This window comes from Paracidobacterium acidisoli, from assembly GCF_003428625.2.
GTDB classification, from domain to species: Bacteria; Acidobacteriota; Terriglobia; order Terriglobales; family Acidobacteriaceae; genus Paracidobacterium; species Paracidobacterium acidisoli.
The window spans coordinates 527,176-549,915 of record NZ_QVQT02000003.1 but is presented as its reverse complement, the minus strand read 5'-3'; the positions used below and the strand labels follow the sequence as shown (position 1 = coordinate 549,915).

At 66.1% G+C, this 22,740-nt stretch carries 16 protein-coding genes; 9 read left to right on the top strand and 7 right to left on the bottom strand.

All coding sequences use genetic code 11. The annotated features are described in order from the left end of the window. Positions 1 to 9 precede the first annotated feature (9 nt). From D0Y96_RS09930 to D0Y96_RS09920, 3 genes are all read right to left on the bottom strand, one after another. The gene (locus D0Y96_RS09930; protein WP_147324999.1) at positions 10 to 3,486 is read right to left on the bottom strand and encodes a PAS domain S-box protein; all 3,477 of its coding nucleotides are present in this window, start codon (positions 3,484 to 3,486) and stop codon (positions 10 to 12) included. Positions 3,487 to 3,776: 290 nt separating this feature from the next. Then, on the bottom strand, positions 3,777 to 3,959 hold the full coding sequence (locus D0Y96_RS09925) for a hypothetical protein (protein WP_117299227.1): 183 nt from the start codon (positions 3,957 to 3,959) through the stop codon (positions 3,777 to 3,779). A 146-nt stretch (positions 3,960 to 4,105) separates the two neighbouring features. Continuing rightward, the gene (locus tag D0Y96_RS09920) at positions 4,106 to 5,167 is read right to left on the bottom strand and encodes a 1,9-bis(guanidino)-5-aza-nonane synthase (protein WP_117299225.1); all 1,062 of its coding nucleotides are present in this window, start codon (positions 5,165 to 5,167) and stop codon (positions 4,106 to 4,108) included. A gap of 122 nt (positions 5,168 to 5,289) precedes the next feature. Between D0Y96_RS09920 and D0Y96_RS09915 the strand changes: the two genes are divergently transcribed. From D0Y96_RS09915 to D0Y96_RS09905, 3 genes are all read left to right on the top strand, one after another. Further along, entirely contained in the window at positions 5,290 to 6,270 is a 981-nt protein-coding gene (locus D0Y96_RS09915) for a S1/P1 nuclease (protein ID WP_252263637.1), read from the top strand. 28 nt (positions 6,271 to 6,298) lie between these two features. Continuing rightward, positions 6,299 to 7,381 (top strand): DUF6709 family protein, encoded by a 1,083-nt coding sequence (locus tag D0Y96_RS09910; protein WP_215601616.1) that lies wholly within the window; start codon positions 6,299 to 6,301, stop codon positions 7,379 to 7,381. A gap of 127 nt (positions 7,382 to 7,508) precedes the next feature. Then, complete coding sequence (locus D0Y96_RS09905; RefSeq protein ID WP_117299221.1) at positions 7,509 to 8,537, top strand: hypothetical protein; 1,029 nt, start codon at positions 7,509 to 7,511, stop codon at positions 8,535 to 8,537. Positions 8,538 to 8,560: 23 nt separating this feature from the next. On the opposite strand, the gene D0Y96_RS09900 is transcribed toward D0Y96_RS09905, so the two are convergent. From D0Y96_RS09900 to D0Y96_RS09890, 3 genes are all read right to left on the bottom strand, one after another. Next, entirely contained in the window at positions 8,561 to 9,406 is an 846-nt protein-coding gene (locus tag D0Y96_RS09900) for a purine-nucleoside phosphorylase (RefSeq protein ID WP_252263636.1), read from the bottom strand. Positions 9,407 to 9,423: 17 nt separating this feature from the next. Next, on the bottom strand, positions 9,424 to 10,662 hold the full coding sequence (locus D0Y96_RS09895; protein ID WP_117299782.1) for a NupC/NupG family nucleoside CNT transporter: 1,239 nt from the start codon (positions 10,660 to 10,662) through the stop codon (positions 9,424 to 9,426). Positions 10,663 to 10,733: 71 nt separating this feature from the next. Then, entirely contained in the window at positions 10,734 to 11,147 is a 414-nt protein-coding gene (locus D0Y96_RS09890) for a cytidine deaminase (RefSeq protein ID WP_117299219.1), read from the bottom strand. 167 nt (positions 11,148 to 11,314) lie between these two features. Between D0Y96_RS09890 and D0Y96_RS09885 the strand changes: the two genes are divergently transcribed. The 6 genes from D0Y96_RS09885 (at position 11,315) to D0Y96_RS09860 (ending at position 21,686) form a co-directional block, all read left to right on the top strand. Beyond that, entirely contained in the window at positions 11,315 to 13,843 is a 2,529-nt protein-coding gene (locus D0Y96_RS09885; protein ID WP_117299216.1) for a chemotaxis protein CheA, read from the top strand. A gap of 1 nt (position 13,844) precedes the next feature. Beyond that, positions 13,845 to 14,345, top strand: a complete 501-nt coding sequence (locus D0Y96_RS09880) for a chemotaxis protein CheW (RefSeq protein ID WP_158562334.1) — start codon at positions 13,845 to 13,847, stop codon at positions 14,343 to 14,345. Positions 14,346 to 14,461: 116 nt separating this feature from the next. Then, the gene (locus D0Y96_RS09875) at positions 14,462 to 14,833 is read left to right on the top strand and encodes a response regulator (protein ID WP_117299210.1); all 372 of its coding nucleotides are present in this window, start codon (positions 14,462 to 14,464) and stop codon (positions 14,831 to 14,833) included. Next, positions 14,830 to 16,002 carry a protein-glutamate methylesterase/protein-glutamine glutaminase gene (locus D0Y96_RS09870; RefSeq protein WP_117299208.1) on the top strand — a complete coding sequence of 391 codons (1,173 nt, stop codon included), beginning with the start codon at positions 14,830 to 14,832 and terminating at the stop codon, positions 16,000 to 16,002. Before D0Y96_RS09875 ends, D0Y96_RS09870 begins: the two co-directional genes overlap by 4 nt. Further along, positions 15,993 to 16,820, top strand: a complete 828-nt coding sequence (locus tag D0Y96_RS09865; protein WP_117299206.1) for a CheR family methyltransferase — start codon at positions 15,993 to 15,995, stop codon at positions 16,818 to 16,820. The genes D0Y96_RS09870 and D0Y96_RS09865 overlap by 10 nt, the downstream gene beginning before the upstream one ends. 78 nt (positions 16,821 to 16,898) lie before the next feature. Further along, complete coding sequence (locus D0Y96_RS09860; RefSeq protein WP_117299204.1) at positions 16,899 to 21,686, top strand: Lhr family helicase; 4,788 nt, start codon at positions 16,899 to 16,901, stop codon at positions 21,684 to 21,686. Here D0Y96_RS09860 and queA read toward each other — a convergent pair. Then, positions 21,659 to 22,720 (bottom strand): tRNA preQ1(34) S-adenosylmethionine ribosyltransferase-isomerase QueA, encoded by a 1,062-nt coding sequence (gene queA, locus D0Y96_RS09855; RefSeq protein ID WP_117299780.1) that lies wholly within the window; start codon positions 22,718 to 22,720, stop codon positions 21,659 to 21,661. The two genes, D0Y96_RS09860 and queA, sit on opposite strands and share 28 nt — an antisense overlap. Positions 22,721 to 22,740 lie beyond the last annotated feature (20 nt).

Here is a 22,740-nt window from a genome sequence, read left to right as displayed (position 1 = left end):
TGTTCTGTTTCAGGAATTGGGCAGAACCTCGTCCCGCATCTGTTTTTGGTTCTGCCGGCTGCGCAGCATCGTCAGCACCAGCGCCTCTACTTCCTGCGGCTGCACCCGCGCCTTGGTCAGAAACTCCGTCGGACCCAGACGAAGCTGCTGCTGCTCCTGGGCCGATACCTCGCGCGCCGAATACACCACCAGCGGAAGACTGCGCATCTCTTCGCGCTGACGCAGCCAGTCCACCACATGGAATCCATCGCCATCCGGCAGCGCAAGATCCAGCAGGATCAGATCCGGCCGCTGCCGCTCGCACAGCTCGATCGCGCTGCGCCGCGTCGGCGCATGATCCACCAGAATCCCGTCCCGCTCGAAGGTGGCGATCACCACCCGCGCCAGGTCCGGATCGTCCTCCACCACCAGCACCCGCGCCCGCTCGTCCCGGCAGCACAGCACGCGGCTCAGCTCCCCGAGCAGCCGCTCCTCATCCGCCGGCTTCTGCACCCATGCGGCTTCTGCCGTGCCGTTCTGCGCCCCCTCGCGCGACAGCAGGCTCAGCACGATCACCGGAATCTTCGCGGTCGCCTCCTCGCTCTTCAGCATGCGCAGCGTATCCCATGCCCGGGCTCCGGCCCGCGCCGGATCGATCAGAATCGCGCCCGGCAGAGATTCGCGCGCCATCTCCGCCGCCGGCTCGCCGTATTCGGCCTCCATCACCCGGTAGCCATGCCGCTGCAGGCTGGCAGAGAGAACCGCGCAGGCCTCCACGTCGTCCTCGCACAGCAGAATGGCCGTCTCCATCTCCGCCCGCTCATCCGCAGCCGTCACGCTCCCCGCGTCGTCGCCCGGCAGCGGCCGCGCATCGAGCCTCGAACGCTCCGGCAGAAAGACATAGAACGTCGCGCCCCGCTCCGGATTCTGCTCCGCCCAGATGCGCCCCCCGTGCTGTTCCATGATGGTGCGGCAGATCGCCAGCCCCAGCCCCGTGCCGCCCTTCTGCCGTGAATCCGACGCGTCCACCTGCTGAAACCGGTCGAAGATGCTCTCCAGCTTATCGGCGGGAATGCCGCGCCCCTCGTCGATCACTCCCAGCGTCACGCCGCCGTTCCCCGTGCGGACCACCACCCGCACCGACGAGCCGGCGCCTGAAAACTTCACCGCATTGCTCAGCAGATTCGTCAGCACCTGCAGCAGCCGGTCCGGATCGGCCTCCACCGGCGCCGGCACCGCCTGCAGCTCCACCTTCACCTGGGCCGTATCCGCCATCGGCTGAATCGCATCGATCGCCTGCTGCGCCATCTCATCCAGCGCAAACTGCCGGAAGGCCAGAGGCGCCCTGCCCGACTGCAGCCGCTCCAGGTCCAGAATGTCGTTGATCAGCCGCACCAGCCGGTCCGAGTTCGAGACCGCGATGCGCATCAGGTTCGCCGCCTTCGGCGCCACCTCGCCCAGCATGCCCGACGACAGCAGCCCCAGCGCCCCGCGGATCGAGGTCAGCGGCGTGCGCAGCTCATGGCTGACCGTCGAGATAAACTCGTCCTTCATCCGGTCCAGCGCATCCCGCTGGCTGATGTCGCGGAAGCTGAGCACGCTGCCCACCACCGCCTCGTTCTCCCGCACCGGAGTCAGAGAAAACTCCACCGGAAAGCTCTTCCCGTCGCTGCGGTAATAGCTATCCTGGCCCGATGCGCTCTCATGCTGCAGCAGCGCCCTGCGGCTCTGGCACTGCTCGCCGCACGACTCCACCCCGAAGACCCCGTGCAGCACCGAATGCGCCAGCCTGCCCGTCAGCTCCGCCGTCGATGCCTCCAGCATGTGCGACGCCGCCGGGTTCACGAAGTCGATCCGCCCGTCATGGCCGATGCTGAAGATACCATCGGCCACCGAGTTGAGAATCAGCTCCTTCTGGCTGTTCAGATCGCGGATCAGCGCCTCCTGCGCCGAGCGCGCCATAAACTGTCCGATCGAGGCGCACACCGTCTCCACCGTCGCCATCGTGTCCGCGTCTTCCCGCTCGCGCTGCCGGCTGAAAAACTCCACGATCGCCGTCACCCGGTTCCCCACCCGCACCGGCACCGCCCATCCGGTAATGAAGCCGTTCAGCCTCGCCGTCCGCCGCCGGGTAAAGGTCAGGTCCTCGCGCACATCCGGAACCCACCGCGATTTTCCCTGCGCCCACGCGCTGCCCGGCAGCTCCTGCCCGCGCGTAAAGACCGCTCCCTCCGTCTCCCGGCGGAAGTCCGCGCTCGAGCGCCCCGGCACCGCCCAGCTGCTGTGGAAACGGATCACGTGCTGCCCCTCGTCCACCACCCAGAAGGCCGCGAAGTCGAACGAAAGGCTGCAGCACAGCGACTCCAGCACTCTCTGCAGCCCCTCCTCGGTCGAGGTCGATTCGCCGATCACCTGGCTCACTTCAAGCTGCATCGCCAGCCGCCGCTCGCGGCGGTTCTGCGCCGTCACATCGCGGAAGGTGCATCGCACCGAGACCGGCGCGTCATCCGTCCGCCGGCAGCTCAGGCTCGCCTCCACCTCCACAATCCCGCCGTCCGCATTCTGCAGCCGCAGCGGCGCCCGCTCGATCCGCGCTCCATACAGCGCCCGGCGGAACAGCGCCGCCGCCTCGATCTGCACCTCGGGCGGAAAGGCCGACTCGAAGCTGATCAGCGTCTCGAACTGGCTCGCGTCCATGCCGAACAGCTCCTGCCACGCCGGATTGACGTACAGGTAGCGCCCCCGCGGGCTTAGCGTCGCAATCATCTCGCTCGAGCTCTCGAACAGATCGCGGTACCGCTCCTCGCTCTCGCGCAGCGCATGCTCGGCCCGCCGCGTCGCGCTGATGTCGATGGCGATCATCACCAGCCCGGTGACCACCCCCTCCGGCGTCCGCACCGCCGCCAGGTACACCATCGCCGGAAACGTGCTGCCGTCCCGCCGCCGGAACTGCATCTCGAAGCCGCGCACCCGGCTGGCCGGAAAGCCCGAGACATACTGGACGTAATTGCGCAGAATCGCCGGCGTATTATCGGCCGCCGGCACCGGCATCTTCACCCGCCCCGGCACCGTCAGCAGCTGCTCGCCCACCCGGTTCATCTCGCCCGGCGGAAACAGCTGCGCCGGGTCCAGCAGCCCCAGCACATCCTCGGCGCGGTAGTGCAGCATCCGCTCCGCCGAAGGATTGAAGACCACAATCCGGCCATAAAGATCGGCGGCGATGATCATCGGCCCGGCCGAATCGAGGATGCTGCGCTGCAGCTGCGCCGTCGGCATCAGCAGCCGCTCCGCCTGCGCCTGATACCGCGTCGTCCGGAAGCTGACAATGCAAAGGAGGATCAGCAGAATCTGCGCCAGGGCCCAGCAGACCGCCACCTCAAAGATCCAGGGCGTGCTCCGCTCCGCAGACCGGGCAAAATGCGCCAGCGCCCAGGCGCCTCCCGCCGTCAGCAGGAGCGCCGCTGCAAACACAGCGGTAAGTAAGCGCGCGTTACGTAAATAGTTCAAAGCTTCTGCCGGGGGAGACGCGAGAAACCATCGAATAGGTTACGAGCCAGCCACGTGTCTCGGATTACCTGGTAACTTGTATTTTCATCTGTCCAGGACGATTTTCGGTAAAAAATCTGCACATTATCCGGAGCATTCCGGACCGGAACGGAACCCGCTCGTTCTGCCTCGAACCTCGGCCGCAGCCTTGAGATCCGCTTCCGTGCAGGAAGCTGCCCTGATCCGCCCGTCACACACACAGCCGGAACACCGGCAGCGCAACCGCCGGATCTTTCCTTCACGCGAATCTGTCAGGAGCGCGCTGTCTTGCGCAGCGACAATCGGATACCGCGTTCAAAGGGAATCAGGTTGGAGCGGGAATGTATATCCTCGGCCGCGGCGCGTTCCCGGCGAGCCGAGATACGGCAAAGCGACCAGAACCAGATCAGAAAGAAGACATAAACAAGCGCAAACAGCTCGATAACCAGCAGCACGGCAGAACCCCGGAAATTTAACAGATATTCAAACTACATCCGGGGTTGGATGTTACGCCCAAATAACTGGATTTGACCAGAAAAAGATTCGATTTTCCCTGATCGAAAGTTACGTGGAAGGGCCGGATTTTCCAGCCCTTTTGTCTTCAGGCTGTTACCGGCTCCAGCAGGCGCGCCCAGCGGCGTCCCTTGCGCTCCGCGTGCGCATTTTTATGCCAGGCATAGCCGGTGATCAGCGGCAGCGCCAGCGTCGCTTCGCTGTACACCATCTGCTCGAAGGTGGTGTCGACCTTGCCCCACGAGCTGGCTTCCTTCAGCGTGCTCGACGACAGCGCGCCGTCGCGCACATCGGCCACCGTGATCTGGATCGCATACTTGTGCATCGGCGCGTCCATGCCCAGCACGTCCGCCGCTACCACGATGTCCTGGGCGAAGTTCTTCGGAACCCCGCCGCCGATCATCAGCAGCCCGGTCGTCGGGTTGGCGATCTTCAGCTGCGTGATCTCGTAGAAATCCTTCGCCGAATCGAGCGAAACCTTCGGCTTGTCCTGCCGCTTGTGCTGGTGCGCCACCAGCCCGAAGCCCGCCGAGCAGTCGCTGAAGGCCGGGCAGAAGATCGGCACGTCCTTCTGATACGCCGCGCAGACGATCGAGTCCACGCCGCACTTGTCCGGCGTCCGCGCCTGCTCTTCCAGATACGCGCCCATCGCGCGAATGAACTCCCGCGAGCTGTACGGACGCGGATCGAGCGAGTCGGCGATCTTCTCCGTCGTCTCGTCGCAGATGCGCAGCTCTTCCTCGTCGATCAGCGTGTCGTAGATGCGGTCGATCTTCAGCTCGCGCAGCGTGCCGTCTTCGGTGCCCTGCTTCAGCAGGTCGCTGGCGATGTAGTGTTTGAAGCCCAGCGCCTCGAAGAAATCCTGATCGACGATGTTCGCGCCGGTCGACACAATCGCGTCCACCATGTTGTTGCGGATCAGATCGACGAAGATCTGCTTCAGCCCGGCCGAGATCAGTGATCCCGCCAGGCACAGAATCACGCCGCACTCCTGGTCGTGCAGCATGCGTTCGTAGATCGAAGCGGCCCGGTAAAGGTCACGGGAGCTGTACGCCATGTGCTGCATCGCATCGACCAGCGCGACGACGTTGTGCTCTTTGATATCGATGTGCCGGATCGGGTCCTGCAGTAGCTCTTGTTTCGTAGGCATAGCCATTCCAGAATATCAAGGTATGGCCGCGGGTTTCGAGGGCCGAATGTGAATTTCAGGCAACTCGCCCGCATCTCCCGTCTTTCCTTCATGCGCCCGCGCAGACCGCGTCTATACTCACCATGATGAAGCCCTCAGCCAGCCTTCTGCGCCGCATCGCCGCCCTTCTGGTCCTGCCGCTCACGGCCGTCCCGCCCTCCTTTGGATGGGGCCGCGAAGGGCACATGATGATCAATCGCCTCGCCGCCGAAAGCCTGCCCGCCGATCTGCCCGCCTTCCTGCACACCCCGCAGGCCATCGACGAGATCGAGTACCTCGGCCCCGAGCCCGACCGCTGGCGCTCGCCCGCCGAGCCCGAGCTCAACGCCGAGCAGGCGCCGGACCACTTTATCGACCTCGAGCTCGCCACCCTCATCGGACCGCTGCCCCGCCAGCGCTATGAGTACATCGCCGACCTCTACGCCGCGGGCATCACGCACCCGAAGCAGGCCGCCGACCTCCGCCCCGAAAAGGTCGGCTTTCAGCCCTACATCACCAGCGAGGTCTGGGAGCGCCTCAAGTCCGCCATGCGCGACTACCGCGAGCTCAGCGCGAAGCATGAAGACACGAAGCCCGTCGAGGCCGCGATCCTCTTCTATGCCGGCTGGCTCGGCCACTATGTCGGAGACGGCTCGCAGCCGCTGCACACCACCATCAATTACAACGGCTGGGCAAATAAAGACAATCCCGGCAACTACACCACCGATCACCAGATTCACAGCCGCTTCGAGACCGTCTACGTCGCCGCCAATATCAAAGCGTCCGACATAAAGCCGCTGCTTCCCGCCGGCCGCCCCATCGGCGACGAGTGGACCGACTACCTGGCGTATCTGAACCACACGAACTCCCTTGTCGAAAAGCTCTATCAGCTCGACAAAGACCACGGCTTCGACGGCGCCGGCACCCCGGAAGGAAAGCAGTTCACCGAAGAGCGCCTCGCCGCCGGTGCCGCCATGCTCCGCGACCTCATCTCCGCCGCGTGGATCAAAAGCGCCGACCCCGTGCCCGAATACCACCGCAGCGCCCCGCCCGTAAAGGACGGCGCAGCCGCACCCGGAATGTAAGTCAAACCGCCCCGGCCGGAGATCTGTTATGTGGAATGGATTCTGCGGAAACCTGATCCGGCGAACGAACCGGAATCTTCTCATCCTGCTGGTGATCGTCTTCGCTGCCCTGATCGCCTTCTTCGGCTTTAACCGGCAGTACTTCCTTGGCTTCTTTCGCGGCGCGCAGTCCGTTACCGCGCAGCAGCTCATCGCCATCTCCGGCTCCGCGCAGGCAGGCGACCGCTTCATCCGCCTGCAGGGTGGCCGCACCATCGACACCGGCATCACGCACATCACAAAAGACGACAACCACCCCGGCGGATACACCGACAGCTACTTCCTCGCCACCGCCGTCGGCGATCGCTTTCTGATCGTGCGCTCCCCGCACTCTCTCGCGGCAACGGTGGACTCCGCATCCTTCGAAGGCCGCCTGCAGCCGGTCTATCCCGAGCTGCGTTCGCATCTCATCGATCCGGTCGTCCAGGACAATCCCGGCGTGCGCTTCCTGTCCTTCTATCTCGACGAAGAAGATTACAAAACCTTCGGCTGGACATCGGTCATCATCGCCGCACCCATCCTGCTGCTGGCGCTCTGGGGACTCTGGCTTTATCTCCAGCGCAGCGGCGAGTTCTCCAGGCACCCCTTCGCAAAGCGCCTCGCGCGCTGTGGGCAGCTTGAGATGCTGACGCAGCAGATCGAAGCGGAGACTTCGCAGGCTCACTTTCAGGCAAAGCGAGGCACCGTCTCACTCGACATCACACAGCACTGGCTGCTGAGCGGCTCTCTTTTCAGCGCGACCCCGATGCAGCTTCAGGACCTCGTGTGGGCCTACCGTCACGTGATGAAGCGCAAAGTCTATTTCCTCATCACCGTTTCAAAGCGCCACTCGCTCATCGCATACGACCGTCTCGGCCAGAAAGTGCAGACGCAGCTCGATGAGGCAAAGGTCTCCGAAGCCCTGCAGGAGCTGGCGCGGCTGGCACCGCAGGCAGTGTACGGCTATGACAGGCGGCTCTTCAGGCTATGGCGGAAGAACAAAGACAAATCGGGTTTTCTGTCCGAAGCGAGAGCCATGCTCGATCTGCCTGACGCACAGTCCGCCCGGTCGAGCACCATGCTTCAGGGCTGAAGCGCCGCCACAGTCGCACACCGGAAACCATGACTTCCGCCTGCGCGCTGCCGGCTCCGCTCAGCTCTTCTGTTACGTTTAAGGTACCTTCACGCAGAAAATCACCGCAGAGGCCAGAGTCATACAGATGCCCCCACTGTCTGAGAAATCACGCACCAGCAGGCGTTCGGAGATCGCATTCTTTCTGCTCACCGTCGCCGTCTCTCTGCACTTCGCGCTCGACTATGTGCGCCTTACCAATCCCATGATCGGGCTGGAGGACTACCTGCACCTCCAGATCGACACTCCCTTCCGTTACCGCATTCTGCCTCAGCTTCTCTACCGCGTCTGGGCGTACGTCATCGCGCACCTGCACATTCACCTGCCGTCTCTCAACCCTCCCGTTGATTCGCCCGACAACTGGTTCATGGTGCTGCTCGCGGCCGCGTCTGTGATCGGCGCTGTTTACTTCACCGCGCACGCCATCCGGCATATCACCGGCACATCGCGATACAAGTGGCTTTCCTTTGCGCTGGTCCTCTGCGCCTATTTCGATTACACGCTGGTCCTCAACCGGAATCTTTTTTATCCCTACGATCTGCCGACGCTCTTTTTCTTCTCTGCGCTCACCTGCTTCGCCGTCACCGGGAACTACTGGCTCTTTGCCCTGACCTTCATTCCTGCGGAGCTGACGAAAGAAACGGTCGTCATCGCCATCCTGATCTTCTTTCTTCTGCAGATACGGCAGGACAACTGGAAGAAGGTGGTATCGTACTGCGCTTTTCTCTCCGTCCTCTTCGTCATCATCAAATACCTGCTCTTTCGCGAGCTCTATCAGCCCTGCGCGCACTGTGGGAATCTGATGCAGAATCAGCTCCGTTCCAATCTCTCGCAGCTCGTCAATCCCCTCTTCTGGATATCGATTTTCAGCGTCTTCGCGTACCTCTGGGTCGCGGTGGTCGCTCTCTGGCCGTGGATCTCTCAGCGGATGCGCTATACCTTCGCCATCACCGCTGCCGCCTGGGGGCTGCTGATGTTCGGAGCCGGCATTCTCCGCGAAATCAGAATCTTTTCCGAGCTCTCCGCGCTTCTGGTTGTGGTCATTGCCTCCGGCCTGCATCGCCGCATTACCGCATCCGGCGCGCAGCCCGGCGAAACAGCCGTTTCCGAATCCTGAGCCCGCCCCGGCAATGGCCGGTGTCAGCCCGCAATCGCCGGCACCAGCCGCTTCAGCAGGCCGCTGAGGCGCGCCTCCACCTGTTTTCCCGTCTCCAGAACCTCGACGTGGTCGAGCGGTCTGGCCCCGATGCCCGCCGCCATATTCGTGACGCACGAGATGCCCAGCACCTCCAGCCCCATGTGCCGCGCCACAATCGTCTCCTGCGCCGTCGACATCCCCACCAGATCGGCGCCCATCGTCCGGAAGGCCCGAATCTCCGCCGGCGTCTCGAAGCTCGGCCCCAGCACGCACAGATACACGCCCTCATCGAGCGCAAACCCCTCCGCCTCCGCCGCCTCGTGCGCCAGCCGCCGCAGCCGCGTCGAATACGCCTCCGACATATCGAAGAAGCGCTCGCCCAGACGTGCATCGTTCAGCCCGCACGCCGGATTCCGCCCCGAAAAATTGATCTGGTCCGCGATCAGCACCAGCTGCCCCGGATGCATATCCAGCCGTATTCCTCCGGCCGCATTCGTCTGAATCAGCGTCCGGATTCCGTACCGCCCCAGCACCCGCACCGGAAAGGTCACTTCCTCTGAGCTGTAGCCCTCATAGGCGTGCACCCGCCCCTGCATCACCGCCACCGGCACGCCCGTCTTCCCGCCCACGCGGCCCAGCACCATCCGCCCGCTGTGTCCGAAGACCGTCGAGTGCGGAAAGTACGGAATCTCCTCGAACGGGATCGCCGTCGCGCAGTCCAGGTGGTCGGCAAACGCGCCCAGACCCGAGCCCAGAATGATGGCCACCTGCGGCCGCATCGCGCAGCGCGTGTGCAGATAATCCGCCGCCGCGCAGGCCCTGTCGTAAAGTGTCCCCTTCGTGATCAAGTCAGCATCCCCGTTCGTTATCGAATCAGAATACTCACGATCGACGCCGACATCAGATTCGCCATCGTCCCCGCCAGCATCGCCCGCAGTCCCAGCTTCGCCAGCTCCCCGCGCCGATTCGGAGCCAGCGCGCCGATCCCGCCGATCTGAATCCCGATCGAGCTGAAGTTCGCAAAGCCGCACAGCGCAAAGGTGGCAATCGTGAACGAGCGCGTGCTGATCATCGCCTTCTGCGCGCCCAGATACGTATACGCCACCAGCTCATTCAGCACCATCCGCGTGCCCAGCAGATTGCCCACCATCCGCGCATCCCGCCACGGAATCCCGATCAGCCACGCCACCGGCGCGAAGAAAAATCCCAGAATCGCATTCAGGCTCGCCGGAAAGGGAATATGGTGCCCGCCCAGCCAGTTGTGCAGCCCCCCCAGAACGCCGTTGCACAGCGCAATCAGCGCCAGAAACGAGATCAGCATAATGGCCACGTTGAAGGCCAGCTGCCCGCCGTCGATCGTCCCCCGCGCCACCGCGCCCAGCAGGTTCTCGCTCCTGTGCTCGGCCTCCTCCGGCATCCGCACCACGCCCGCCGTCGCCGCCTGCTCCGTCTCAGGAACCAGCATCTTCGCCAGCAGAATCGTGCCCGGAGCCGTCATGATCACCGCTGCCAGCAGATGCTCCGCGCTGATGCCGTACAGAATGTACGCCGCCATAATCCCGCCCGAGACATGCGCCATGCCGCTCGTCATGATCGTCATCAGCTCCGAGCGCGTCGCGTCCGGCAGAAACGGCCGGATCGTCAGCGGAGCCTCCGTCTGACCCATGAAAATACTCGCCGCCACATTCAGGCTCTCGGCGCCTGAGACCTTCATCGTCCACTGCATCACCCGCGCAAAGATGCGGATGATGATCTGCATAATCCCCAGGTGATACAGCACCGCAAAAAACGCCGAGATAAAGATGATCGTCGGCAGCACCTGAAAAGCGAAGATGCTCCCCACCGAGGAGTGCTGTTTGCCCAGCTCCCCGAAGACGAAGGTCGATCCATCAAAGGCGTACGAGAGCAGTTTGTTGACGGCATCTCCGGCCGTCTTCAGCACATGCTGGCCCACCGTCCACTCCAGCACCAGAAAGGCGAAGAGCACCTGCATGCTCAGGCCCCAGACCACCGTGCGCCAGCGAATCGCCCTCCGGTTCGACGAAAACAGCCATGCCAGCAGCAGCATGGTCATCACTCCCAGCACTCCGGTAAATCGCGCCAAATCCATCTCCCTGCGTTCCCCTCATCCTATGGGCAGCCCCCGTCTTTCCGGAACAGATTTCTCCCCCGCCGTCACTTTCCTTCCAGGCGGAAGCCGAAGGGAAAGACCTCGGAAAAGGGATGCGTCTCCCACCCCTGCTCTCCGGTAAAGCTCACCACCGCATCCGCAGCCGTGAACTCGCTCATCACCTGCAGGCACGCCCCGCACGGCGGACTCGGCGCGTCATTCAGATTGGTCACCGCAATCGCCACAATCCTCGCCCCCGCCCCCCGCTCGCTCACCGAACGAAAGAGAGCGCTCCGCTCCGCGCAGTTCGACAGTCCGAAGGACATATTCTCGACATTGCAGCCCGCATACATGGTTCCATCGCTGAAAAGCAGCGCCGCGCCCACGCGAAACTTCGAGTAAGGCGCATAGGCGTGATGAGCCGCCGCAGCCGCCGCCTCGCGCAGACGATGAAGTGTTCCCGCATCGATCGCCGTCATACATTCCGGTCCCCGAAGCTGATTTCACCAGACCCGGCCCGCAAAAGCGAGAAACGATTCCCGCCCGCACCTGATGCCTGATGGTTGATCCCTGATCCCTGCGCCCTGTGCCCTGTCCTCTGCGCCCTGTTCTCAAGTTCCCTGTCTTCCCTTCCGATAAAACACCCGTGGATGACCTCACACGAGAATTTCTGATCGAGAGCCAGGAAGGCCTCGACCGCATGGAGCGGTGCCTGACGGAGCTTGAAACACGCCCCGAGGACGCCGAGCTGATCGCCGAGATCTTCCGTTCCGTGCATACCATCAAGGGGACGACCGGCTTTCTCGGCTTCGGCCGCCTCGAGTCGCTCTCCCACGCCGGCGAAAACCTCCTCGGCCTGCTGCGCGAAGGCAGAATGCTGGCTAACGCGGAGATCATCAGCGGTCTGCTCTCCCTGCTCGACGGCCTGCGCTCCATCCTGCAGTCCATCGAGGAGTCAGGCGCCGAGGGCCAGGGCGACGATGCCGCGATGATCGCGCATCTGCAGGCCCTGCAGCAGCCAGGCCCCGCAGTCGAAAACGTGCCCGAAGCCGTGGCAGAGGCCGCTCCCGTCCTCGCAGGTGTTGCCGTCGCCGAAGAATCTGCCGCTGTGGCCGCAACAGCCCCATCAGCAGCGGCCTCCGGAACCGTGAAGCGGCGCGTCCGCCGCAGCCGCGGAACCGGACCGGCCGGAAGGCCGCGCCCGGCCTCGGAAAGCGGCGCACCCGGCGATCCGGACCGTTCGGACCCTCCCCGCTCCGCTCCTGATCCCAGTCCCGGTCCCCGTCCCGATCTCAGCTCCGGTCTCAGTCAGCCCGCACCCGCCGCCGAGGCCCCAAAGCCGGCCCGGCCTGCGGCTGCACCTTCGGCCCCGCCCTCTTCGCCGGCATCGGAGATCGCCGCGCAGCGCCAGCCCTCCGCCGCCGCCGACTCCACGCTGCGCGTCGATGTCGATCTGCTCAACCGCATGATGAACCTGGTGGGCGAGCTGGTGCTGACCCGCAACCAGATTCTGCAGGCCACCGCAGCCGACGCCGGCTTCGCGCTGCTCTCGCGGCGGCTCGACATGGTCACTGCCGACCTGCGCGAGGCGGTGATGAAGGCCCGCATGCAGCCGGTCAGCCATGTTTTCTCGAAGTTTCCGCGCCTCGTGCGCGATCTCGCCCAGACTCTCGGCAAGCGCATCCGCCTCGAGATGGAAGGGCAGGAGACGGAGCTGGACAAGAGCCTGCTCGAAGCCATCAAAGATCCGCTCACCCACGTCGTGCGCAACGCCTGCGATCACGGCATCGAGGCCGCTGAAGCGCGCCTCGCCGCCGGCAAGGAGGCCGAAGGGCTGGTACGTCTGCGCGCCCTTCAGGATGGCAGCCACGTCATCGTCGAGGTCATCGACGACGGCGGCGGACTGCGCGTCGAGAAGATTCGCGCCAAGGCCCTCGACCGCAGGCTGATCACCCCGCAGCAGGCTGCGCAGATGAGCGAGCGCGAGGTGCTGCAGCTGATCTTCCTCGCCGGTTTTTCCACCGCCGAGGCGGTCACCAGCGTCTCCGGCCGCGGCGTCGGCATGGATGTGGTGCGCAACAACGTCGAAAAGATCGGCGGCAAGGTCGAGATCGACAGCAAGGTCGGCCGGGGCACGGTCATGCGCCTGCGCATCCCGCTCACCCTCGCCATCATTCCCGCGCTCATCGTCCGCAGCCGCGACCGCAACTTCGCCCTCCCCCAGGGAACGCTCACCGAGCTCGTGCATCTGGCCTCCGATCAGGCCGCCGCGCAGATCGAGTGGCTGGGCAGCGCCGCGCTCTTCCGTCTGCGCGAAAGGCTGCTGCCGCTGATCTTCCTGAAGGAGATGCTGGCGCTCGACCGCATGCCGGAGGCCGCGGCCTCCGACCAGGCCACGAATCCCGTCACCGGAGCCCCCTCCGGCTGCTACATCGCCGTGCTCAATGCCGACGGACGCCGTTACGGCCTGGTCGTCGACGGCCTTGCCGACCCCGAAGAGATCGTCGTCAAGCCGCTCTCCCCCATTCTCAAAAGCATCGGCCTCTTCTCCGGAGCCACCATTCTCGGCAACGGAGAGACGGCCCTGATCCTTGACCCCGGAGCGCTCGCCACCCGCGCCGGCGTCGGCCTCTCCGCCGAAGAGGAGGAAGAGACCGCCACCGAAGTTCAGACCGCCGGCACCGGGGACAGCGAGTATCTGCTGGTCGAGACCGGCAGCGAGCTGGCGGCGCTGCCTCTGACCACCGTGCTGCGCATCGAGCGCATCCCCCGCTCGCGCATCGAGCACATCGGCCGGACGCCGGTGCTGCGCTTCGAGGGCACTCTGCTGCCGGTCGAGGACAGCGCGCAGCCCGTGCCGCCAGGAAAAGCCGGCGAGCAGACCATCGACGAGCAGATGACCATCGTCGTCTGCCTCGACGGCCGGCGCCACGTCGGCATGGCCGTCTCCCAGGTGCTCGACGTGGCCGGAGGCCGTCAGCTCGAGGAGGCCGGAACCGGCGCCGTCGCCACCGGCGTCACCCTGCTGAAGGATCGCGTCACCAGCGTCGTCAATCTCGCCCGCATTCCCGCGCTGCCTCCGCATGCGGCTCCGGAAGAGAGCCCCGCAGCCGCCGGGGAGACCGAAGCGCCGGCAGTGGAATTCTCCCCGAACTTCTCTACGGAGGTGGCCTGAAATGATCGCAGCGCAGGAAGAGAGAACGCTCGAAAGCCTCGGACGGCCCGGCAGCGCCTCCGCCGAAATCCTTGAGGTCTGCTCGGTCCGCGTGGGCGATACGCTCTTCGGCATCCCCATCGCGCAGATCCTTGAAATCCTCGGCCGTCCCGCCGCGCAGAGCGTTCCGCTCGCCCCTTCGTGGGTCGGCGGCCTCGTTCACTACCGCGGCGAGCTGCTGACCGCCGTCTCTCTGCGCCGTCTGCTCGGTATGGAGCCGCTCGGCGCGCCGGAAGATGTCCTCGTCTTTGAATCGACCGGCGGCCACTACGGCCTGCTCGTCGACGCCGTCAGCGAGGTGCTCACCGTGTCGGCCTCCGAGTACGAGCCACCCCCGGCCACCCTCGACAGCCGCCGCAAGACCCTCTACGCCGGCACGTGGAAGCGGAAGGAAGGCCTGCTCATCGCCCTTGAGGCGGCGCGCTTTGAACCGACCCACCTCTCCCGCACCCTCGAAGCCTGAGCCGCGCAGACACCGCGCCGAATCCGGAGCAAACAGCAGTCCTTCGCAACGGCCAACAGAGCAGTCCTTTGCAGCCGACCACAGAGAAACGGAGAGGAGGAGAGGAGAGGAGAAAGATGCGCGCCCTGATCGTCGACGACTCCCAGTTCATCCGCAGTTACCTTCGCGCCCTGCTTGAAGTGCACGGCATCGTCTGCGAAGCCGCCGGAGACGGTGCCGCCGGCCTCGACTGTGTCCGCCGCTTCGGCCCCTATCGCGTCGCCCTCATCGACTGGAACATGCCCGGCATGAGCGGGCTTGAAATGGTGCAGGCTCTGCGCCAGGACCCGGCGCTCGACGGCATGAAGATCGTCATGGTCACCACCGAGGCCGAGAACGATCACATTGAAGCCGCCCTCCACGCCGGCGCCGACGAATATCTGATGAAGCCCTTCGACGAGGCCGGACTGATCGACAAGCTGCAGATGGTAGGCGTCGTCGAGGCATGAGCGCCGCAGTTTCTCCCGCTGCGGGAGCCCGCATCCGCGTCCTCATCGTCGACGACTCCACCGTTATGCGCACCCTGCTGCGCATGACCCTCGATCCGCATCCGGAGATGGAGATCGCCGGCATCGCCCGCGACGGCGCCCAGGCTCTCGAATCGCTCGACCGCCTCCGCCCCGACCTGATGCTCCTCGACATCGAGATGCCCGGCATGAACGGCCTCGACGTCCTCACCCGCATCCGCGAGCGCCACGACGCCGTCCGCATCATCATGTGCAGCACCCTCACACGGCGCGGAGCCGCCATCACCCTCGAAGCCCTCGCCCGCGGCGCGACCGACTACGTCACCAAGCCCGAGGCCCAGCACGGCGTCGCCGAAGGCGTCGAAACCCTCACCCGCGACCTCATCCCCAAAATCCTCGCCCTCTTCCCGGCTCCGGTTCGCACTCCGCCGCCACCCGCGGCTGTATCTCCCGCCGCCGGAACTCCGCCGGCCCCGAACGCGATCACGGATGCGAACCCGGACGCGATACCGCCCGCACCTTTCCTTCCCTCGCGCTCCGCCGCCTCACCCGGCGCGCTGCTCATCGGTGTCTCCACCGGCGGCCCGGCGGCGCTCGAGCGTCTTCTGCCCGCCCTGCCCGCCGATTTCTCTCTGCCCGTCCTTATCGTCCAGCACATGCCGCAGCTCTTCACCTCGCTGCTGGCCGAGCGGCTCAACCTGCTCTGCCCCCTTGCCGTGCGCGAGGCCATCCCCGGCGCCCGCCCCGAGCCCGGCACCATCTGGATCGCCCGCGGCGACTGGCACATGGAGGTCACCCGCGACCTGCACCTGCAGCTTCGCCAGACCCTCCCCGAGCACTCCTGCCGCCCCTCCGTCGATGTTCTCTTCCGCTCCGCCGCCGCCGTCTGGGGAGCCGGCCTGCTCGGCGTCATCCTCACCGGCATGGGCTCCGACGGCCTCGCCGGCTGCCGCACCGTGCGCGAGGCAGGAGGCACCGTCTTCGTCCAGGACCGCGCCACCAGCGCCGTCTGGGGCATGCCCGGCGTCGTCGCCGAGGCCGGCCTCGCCCACATGACTCTGCCGCTCGGCGAAATGGCAGGAGAGATCCTGCACTACTCCGCCCGGCGGCTCTTCCGTACCCGGCACGAGGCAGGCGCCGCATGGCAATGACCGCGACCGACTTCGATTTTCTGCGCACCGTCGTCTCCCGCAACTCCGGCAACCAGATCGACCCCTCGCGCGATTACCTCTTCGAATCCCGCCTCGGCGGCCTGCTGCGCGCCCAGGGGCTCACCGCGCTCGACCAGCTCGTCGCCGCCCTCAAACTGGAGCCCGATGCCCGGCTGCAGCGCTCCGTGGCCGAGGCCATGACCATCAACGAGACCAGCTTCTTCCGCGACAACTCCCCCTTCGAGCTGCTGCGCACCGCCCTGCTGCCCGCCCTCATCGAGCGCCGCCGCCACATCCGCAGCCTGCGCTTCTGGTCCGCCGCCAGCTCCACCGGGCAGGAGGCCTGGTCGCTGGCCATGCTGCTGCGCGAGCACTTCCCCGACCTCGCCTCGTGGCGCATCGAGATCCTCGGCACCGACCTCTCCGCCGAGATGGTCGAGCGCGCCCGCGCCGCCCGCTATCAGCGCCTCGAGGTCAACCGCGGCCTGCCCGCCCGCTTTCTGCTCAAATACATGGTGCGCATCGACGACGAGTGGGAGGTCGCCCCGGCCCTGCGTCCCCTCTGCCGCTTCGAGCAGCGCAACCTCTGCCGCCTGCCCGTCCTGCTCGACACCTTCGACGGCATCTTCCTGCGCAACGTCATGCTCTACTTCTCCGCGGAAACCCGCCGCCACGTCCTGCTCGAGATGCACCGCGCGCTCTCCCCCGACGGCTTTCTCGTCCTCGGCTCGAGCGAGCAGCCCGGCATGCCCCAGCACTGGCTCCCCGTCCTGACCGAAAAGACCTGCTACTACCGGCCGCTCCCTGCCGCCGGCTGATCGCAGACCGCACCGCCGCATACAACCACACTGCCGCATTTTCCGGTCTATCCTCGCAGTGGGTATGCACTGAGTGCGATGAGCCAAAAGACCGCAGAAAAACCGCCGCCGAAGCAGCGCTCCGCCCGCAGCGCCGAGCGCATCGCAGAGGCCGCAAACAACGCCGCGCTCGCGCTCTTCCATCCCGTCACGCGGACGTGGTTCCGCTCCGCCTTCGGTCGCCCCACCGCGCCGCAGCGCCTCGGCTGGCCGGCCATCGCACGCGGTGAAAGCACGCTGATCCTCGCCCCCACCGGCACCGGAAAGACCCTTACCGCCTTTCTCTGGTGCCTCGACCGGCTCATGCTCCCACGCGACGCCGCGCCCGCCGTCCCCGGCTGCCGCGTCCTCTACCTCAGCCCGCTCAAGGCCCTCGCCGTCGATGTGGAGCGCAACCTGCGCGCCCCGCTCGCCGGAATCGCGGAGACAGCCCGAAGCAGCGGCATCGCCGTCCATATACCGGAGATCGGCATCCGCACCGGCGACACCCCGCAACGCGAACGCGCCCGCTTCCGCCGCACTCCCGCCGAGATCCTCATCACCACGCCGGAGTCGCTCTACCTGCTGCTCACCTCCGAAGCCGCCGCCGGCCTGCGCACCATTGAGACCGTCATCGTCGACGAAATCCACGCACTCGTCCCCACCAAACGCGGAGCCCATCTCGCCCTCAGCCTCGAGCGCCTCGAAGCCATCGCGCACAAACCGCTGCAGCGCATCGGCCTCTCCGCCACACAGCGTCCGCTCGAAGAGGTCGCGCACTTCCTCGCCGGCGCAGAGCCACCGAAAAAGCCCGCCCCGGAGCACGATCCCTCCGAGCCCTCCGCTTCCTCTGTGCTCTCTGTGGTGCATGCCTCAGCACCTTCCGTGCTCTCTGCGTCCTCTGTGGTGAATATGTCCTCTGTGGTGAATGACGACGAGCCGCCGCACCGCTTCCGCCCTGTCACCATCGTCAACGCCAGCGAGCCCAAACGCCTTGAGCTCCGCGTCGAAGTTCCCGTCGAGGACATGGCCCGCCTCACCCAGCCCGAAGAGCCCTCAAAAGACGGAGCCGCGCAGCCGAAGCGCACCTCCATCTGGAGCGCCATCCATCCGCGCCTGCTCGAGATCATCCTCGAGCGCCGCTCCACCCTCCTCTTCGTCAACAACCGCCGCAGCGCCGAGCGCATCGCCGAGGCCATCAACGACCTCGCGCAGCAGCCGCTGGCCCGCGCCCATCACGGCTCGCTCGCCGCCGCGCAGCGCTCCGAGATCGAGGAGCAGCTCAAGGCCGGCCACATCCGCGCTCTCGTCGCCACCTCTTCCCTCGAGCTCGGCATCGATATGGGCGCCATCGACCTCGTCATTCAGATCGAAGCGCCGCCCTCCGTCGCCGCCGGCATGCAGCGCATCGGCCGCGCCGGCCACCAGGTCGGAGCCGCCAGCGACGGCATCATCTTCCCCAAGTACCGCGCCGATCTCGTCGCCTGTGCCGCCGCCACCCGCGCCATGCACGAGGGGCTGGTCGAATCCACGCGCTATCTGCGCAACCCGCTCGACGTGCTCGCGCAGCAGATCGTCGCCACCGTCGCCCAGCCGCCCTCGCTTGCTCATCCGCGGCAAAAGGGCCAGCCGCCGCGCGAAGCCGTCCTGCATGTCGACGATCTCTTCGCCCTCATCCGCGGCGCCGCGCCCTTTGCCTCGCTCACCCGCTCCGCCTTTGAAGGCGTGCTCGATCTGCTCTCCGGCCGCTATCCCTCCGACGAGTTCGCCGAGCTGCGTCCGCGCATCACCTGGGACCGGCAGCGCCATCTCCTCACGCCGCGCGAAGGCGCAAAGAGCCTCGCCATCCTCAACGGCGGTACCATCCCCGACCGCGGCCTCTACGGCGTGTTCCTCTCCGGCACGGAAAAGAAGCCCGTCCGCGTCGGCGAGCTCGACGAAGAGATGGTCTTTGAGAGCAAACAGGGTGAGACCTTTCTGCTCGGAGCCTCCACCTGGCGCATCGACGAGATCACCCACGACCGCGTCCTCGTCTCGCCCGCGCCCGGCGAACCCGGCAAAATGCCCTTCTGGCACGGCGACCGCGCCGGACGCCCTCTCGAATTCGGACAGCGCATCGGCGCGCTCATCCGCGAGCTGCGCGAGCTGCCGCCGAACGCCGCCATCAGCCGCCTCGTCCGCGAGCACGATCTCGAAGCCCAGGCCGCCGAGAACCTGCTGCGCTTCCTCGCCGACCAGCAAAATGTAACCGTCACAGTACCGGATGACCGCAACATCGTCATCGAACGCAGCCGCGACGAGCTCGGCGACTGGCGCGTCTGCGTGCTCACCCCCTTCGGCAGCCGCGTGCACGCTCCCTGGGCCATGGCCGCCGCCGCGCGTCTCAGGACCTCCGGCCTCGCCGGCGTCGAAACCATGTGGACCGACGACGGTTTCGTCCTCCGCTTTCCCGATACCGATACGGTGCCCGACGCCGCTCCGCTGCTCGTCGATTCCGCCGAAGCCACCGGCCTCGTCCTGCAGCAGCTGGGAGCCACCGCGCTCTTCGCCGCCAAATTCCGCGAGGCCTCGGCCCGCGCTCTGCTGCTGCCGCGCCGCCGTGCCCAGGGCCGCACGCCGCTCTGGGCGCAGCGCAAACGCGCGTCTGATCTGCTCTCGGTGGCCGCGCAGTATCCCTCCTTCCCCATGCTGCTTGAGACTTATCGCGAGTGCCTGCGCGATGTCTTCGACATGCCCGCCTTTCTCGAAACCCTGCGCGCCATCGAAGCGCAGCGCATCCGCGTCCACGTCGTCGACACGCAGAAGCCATCGCCCTTCGCCGCCTCGCTCCTCTTCGGCTACGTCGCCAATTACATCTACGAGGGCGATGCTCCGCTCGCCGAGCGCCGCGCCCAGGCGCTCTCCATCGATCAGGAGCAGCTTCGCGATCTCCTCGGCGAAGCCGATCTCCGCGAGCTGCTCGATGCCGCCGCCATCGCCGAAGTCGAGGAACAGCTTCAGTCACTCGGCGAAACGCAGCGTGCCCGCACCGCCGACGCCGTGCACGATCTGCTCCTCCGCCTCGGCGATCTCTCCCGCTCTGAGCTCTCCCGCCGCGTCGCCTCGCCCGAAGTGCTCGATGCCGTCCCGCGCCTGCTCCGCGCCCGCCGCGTGCTTGAAGTCGCCATCGCCCAGGAGCCGCGCCTCATCGCCGTCGAAGATGTGGCCCGCTATCGCGACGCCCTCGGCACTCCGCTTACCTCCGGCATCGCCGCCGCCCTGCTTGCTCCCGTCGAAAAGCCCGTCCTCGAGCTCATCCGCCGCTACGCCCGCACCCACGGGCCATTCACGCTGCAGGAGGCCGCGCACCGCTTCGCACTCGACCCCGCAGCCGTCGAAGCCGCGCTGCGCACTCTTCTCCTCGACGGACGCATCGTCGAAGGTGGCTTCCGTCCCGGCGGCGTCCATCGCGAGTGGTGCGACGCCGAATCGCTGCGCCTCATCCGCAGAAAGTCACTGTCACGGTTACGAAAGGAGATCGAACCTGCCGAACCCGCCACGCTGGCCCGCCTTGAAACCCACTGGCAGGGCGTTCTGCAGAAGCGCCGTGGTCTCGATGCGCTGCTCGACACCATCGAAAACCTGCAGGGTGCGCCGCTGCCCGCCTCGCTCGTCGAGTCGCAGATCCTCCCCGCGCGTCTCGCAAAATATGCGCCCGCCGATCTCGACACCCTCATCGCCGCCGGCGAAGTCGTCTGGATCGGCTTCGACCCCCTCGGCGAGCACGACGGACGCATCGCCCTCTATCTCGCCGACAAAGCCCCTGCGCTGCTGCCGCCACGTCCAAAGCCCGCGCAGCTCGATCCCCGCGAGGAAGCCATCCTCGCGCAGCTCGCCCGCTCCGGAGCCATGTTCTTCGCGCAGCTCCACGACGCGCTCGGCGGCGGCTATCCCGGCGAAACCCTCGACGCCCTCTGGAGCCTCGTCTGGCGCGGCCTCATCACCAACGACACCTTCCACGCGCTGCGCGCCTATGTCGCCCGCCCCGATACCGCGCGCTCCGCAAAGCGCCGGCACAATCTCCCCGCCTTTCACTCGCGCCGCACCACTCCACCCGCCGCGCAGGGCCGCTGGACGCTCATTCCCCAGACAGACCGCACCACCGCCGCCGCGCAGACCGAATGGAGCCACGCCATCGCCCTTCAGCTTCTGCACCGCTACGGCATCGTCACCCGCGAATCCGTCGCGCAGGAAAATCTCCCCGGCGGCTTCAGCGCCGTCTACGATGTGCTCAAAGCGCTTGAAGAGAGCGGCCGCATCCGCCGCGGCTACTTCGTCGCCGGTCTGGGAGCCGCGCAGTTCGCCCTCCCCGCCGCCGTCGATCTGCTGCGCTCGCTGCGCAGCGCACCCCCGCCCGACAAGCCGGAGATGGTCTCTCTCGCCGCCACCGATCCCGCCGGCGTTTACGGCAGCGTTCTGCGCTGGCCGCAGCCTTCCGGCGATCCCGAATCCAGCGACGCACCCGCCACCACGCTCACCCGCAGCGCCGGAGCCTCCGTCATTCTGCGCAATGGCGAGCTCATCGCGTACATGCGCCGCAACAATCCCGCTCTCACCGTTTTTCTGCCCGCCGATGAGCCCGACCGCTCCGCCGCCGCCCGCGATCTGGCAGCCTTCCTCGCGCAGCAGACGCTCGATCAGCGCCGCCACGAAGAATCCCGCCAGCGCGGCGGCATCCTCATCGCCACCATCAATGGACAACCCGCGCAGCGGCACTTCCTCGCGCGCTTTCTCACCGAAGCCGGCTTCCGCGCCGCCCCCTCCGGCTTCAGCCTGCCTCATCAGGAGACGAACATACAGTCGCCGTAAGAAAAGAAGCGATAGCCCGCTTCCACTGCATGGCCGTACGCCGCCATCACATGCTCGCGCCCGCCAAAGGCGCTCACCAGCATCAGCAGCGTCGACTGCGGCAGATGAAAATTCGTCAGCAGTCCGCCGACGATCCGGAATTTGTAACCGGGAGAGATAAAAATACTCGTCACGCCCGAATGCGCCGCAAGCTCACCGCTCTCCATCGTTGCCGCGCAGTGCTCCAGCGTGCGCACCGTCGTCGTGCCCGCAGCAATCACACGCCGTCCGTCGCGCCGAGCCGCGTTGATCGCTGCAGCCGTCGCCTCGCTCAGCGTATAGCGCTCCGCGTGCAGATGAATCTCCTCCACCGTCTCCACACGCACCGGCTGAAACGTCCCCAGCCCCACATGCAGCGTCACGTACGCGACCTCAACACCGCGCCCGCGCAGCCGCTCCAGGATCTCCGGTGTAAAGTGCAGCCCCGCTGTCGGAGCAGCCACCGATCCCCGCTCCCGCGCATACACCGTCTGATATCGCTCGCGATCCTGCGCCCGGTCCTGCCTGTGAATGTAGGGCGGCAGCGGCATATGCCCCAGCCTGTCTAAGATCGCAAAAAAATCCGGCGTGGGTTCAAAGCGCAGCGTCCGCTCGCCGAACTCCCCGTGCGCCGTCACCTCGGCCTGCAGCTCGTTTTCGCCGAAGGTCAGCCTCTCGCCCGTCAGCACCTTGCGCCCCGGCCGCGCCAGCACTCTCCACTCCCACTCGGAAACCTGCTCGGTCAGCAACACCTGAATGCGCCCGCTCGTCTGGTGCCCGGCCTGCGTGTGCAGCCCCGCGCGATGCGCGAACAATCGCGCCGGAATCACGCGGCTGTCGTTCAGCACCAGCAGATCGCCCTCGCGCAGCAGATCGGGAAACTCGCGGAACCATCCGTCCTGCCATGCCCCTGTGGCACGATCCAGGCGCAGCATCCGTGCGCCTGCGCGGTCCTCAGGCGGCTGCTGCGCAATCAGTTCTTCGGGAAGATGAAAATCGAAATCGGAGACAAGCACTCCGGCCATTTTATCGGCCC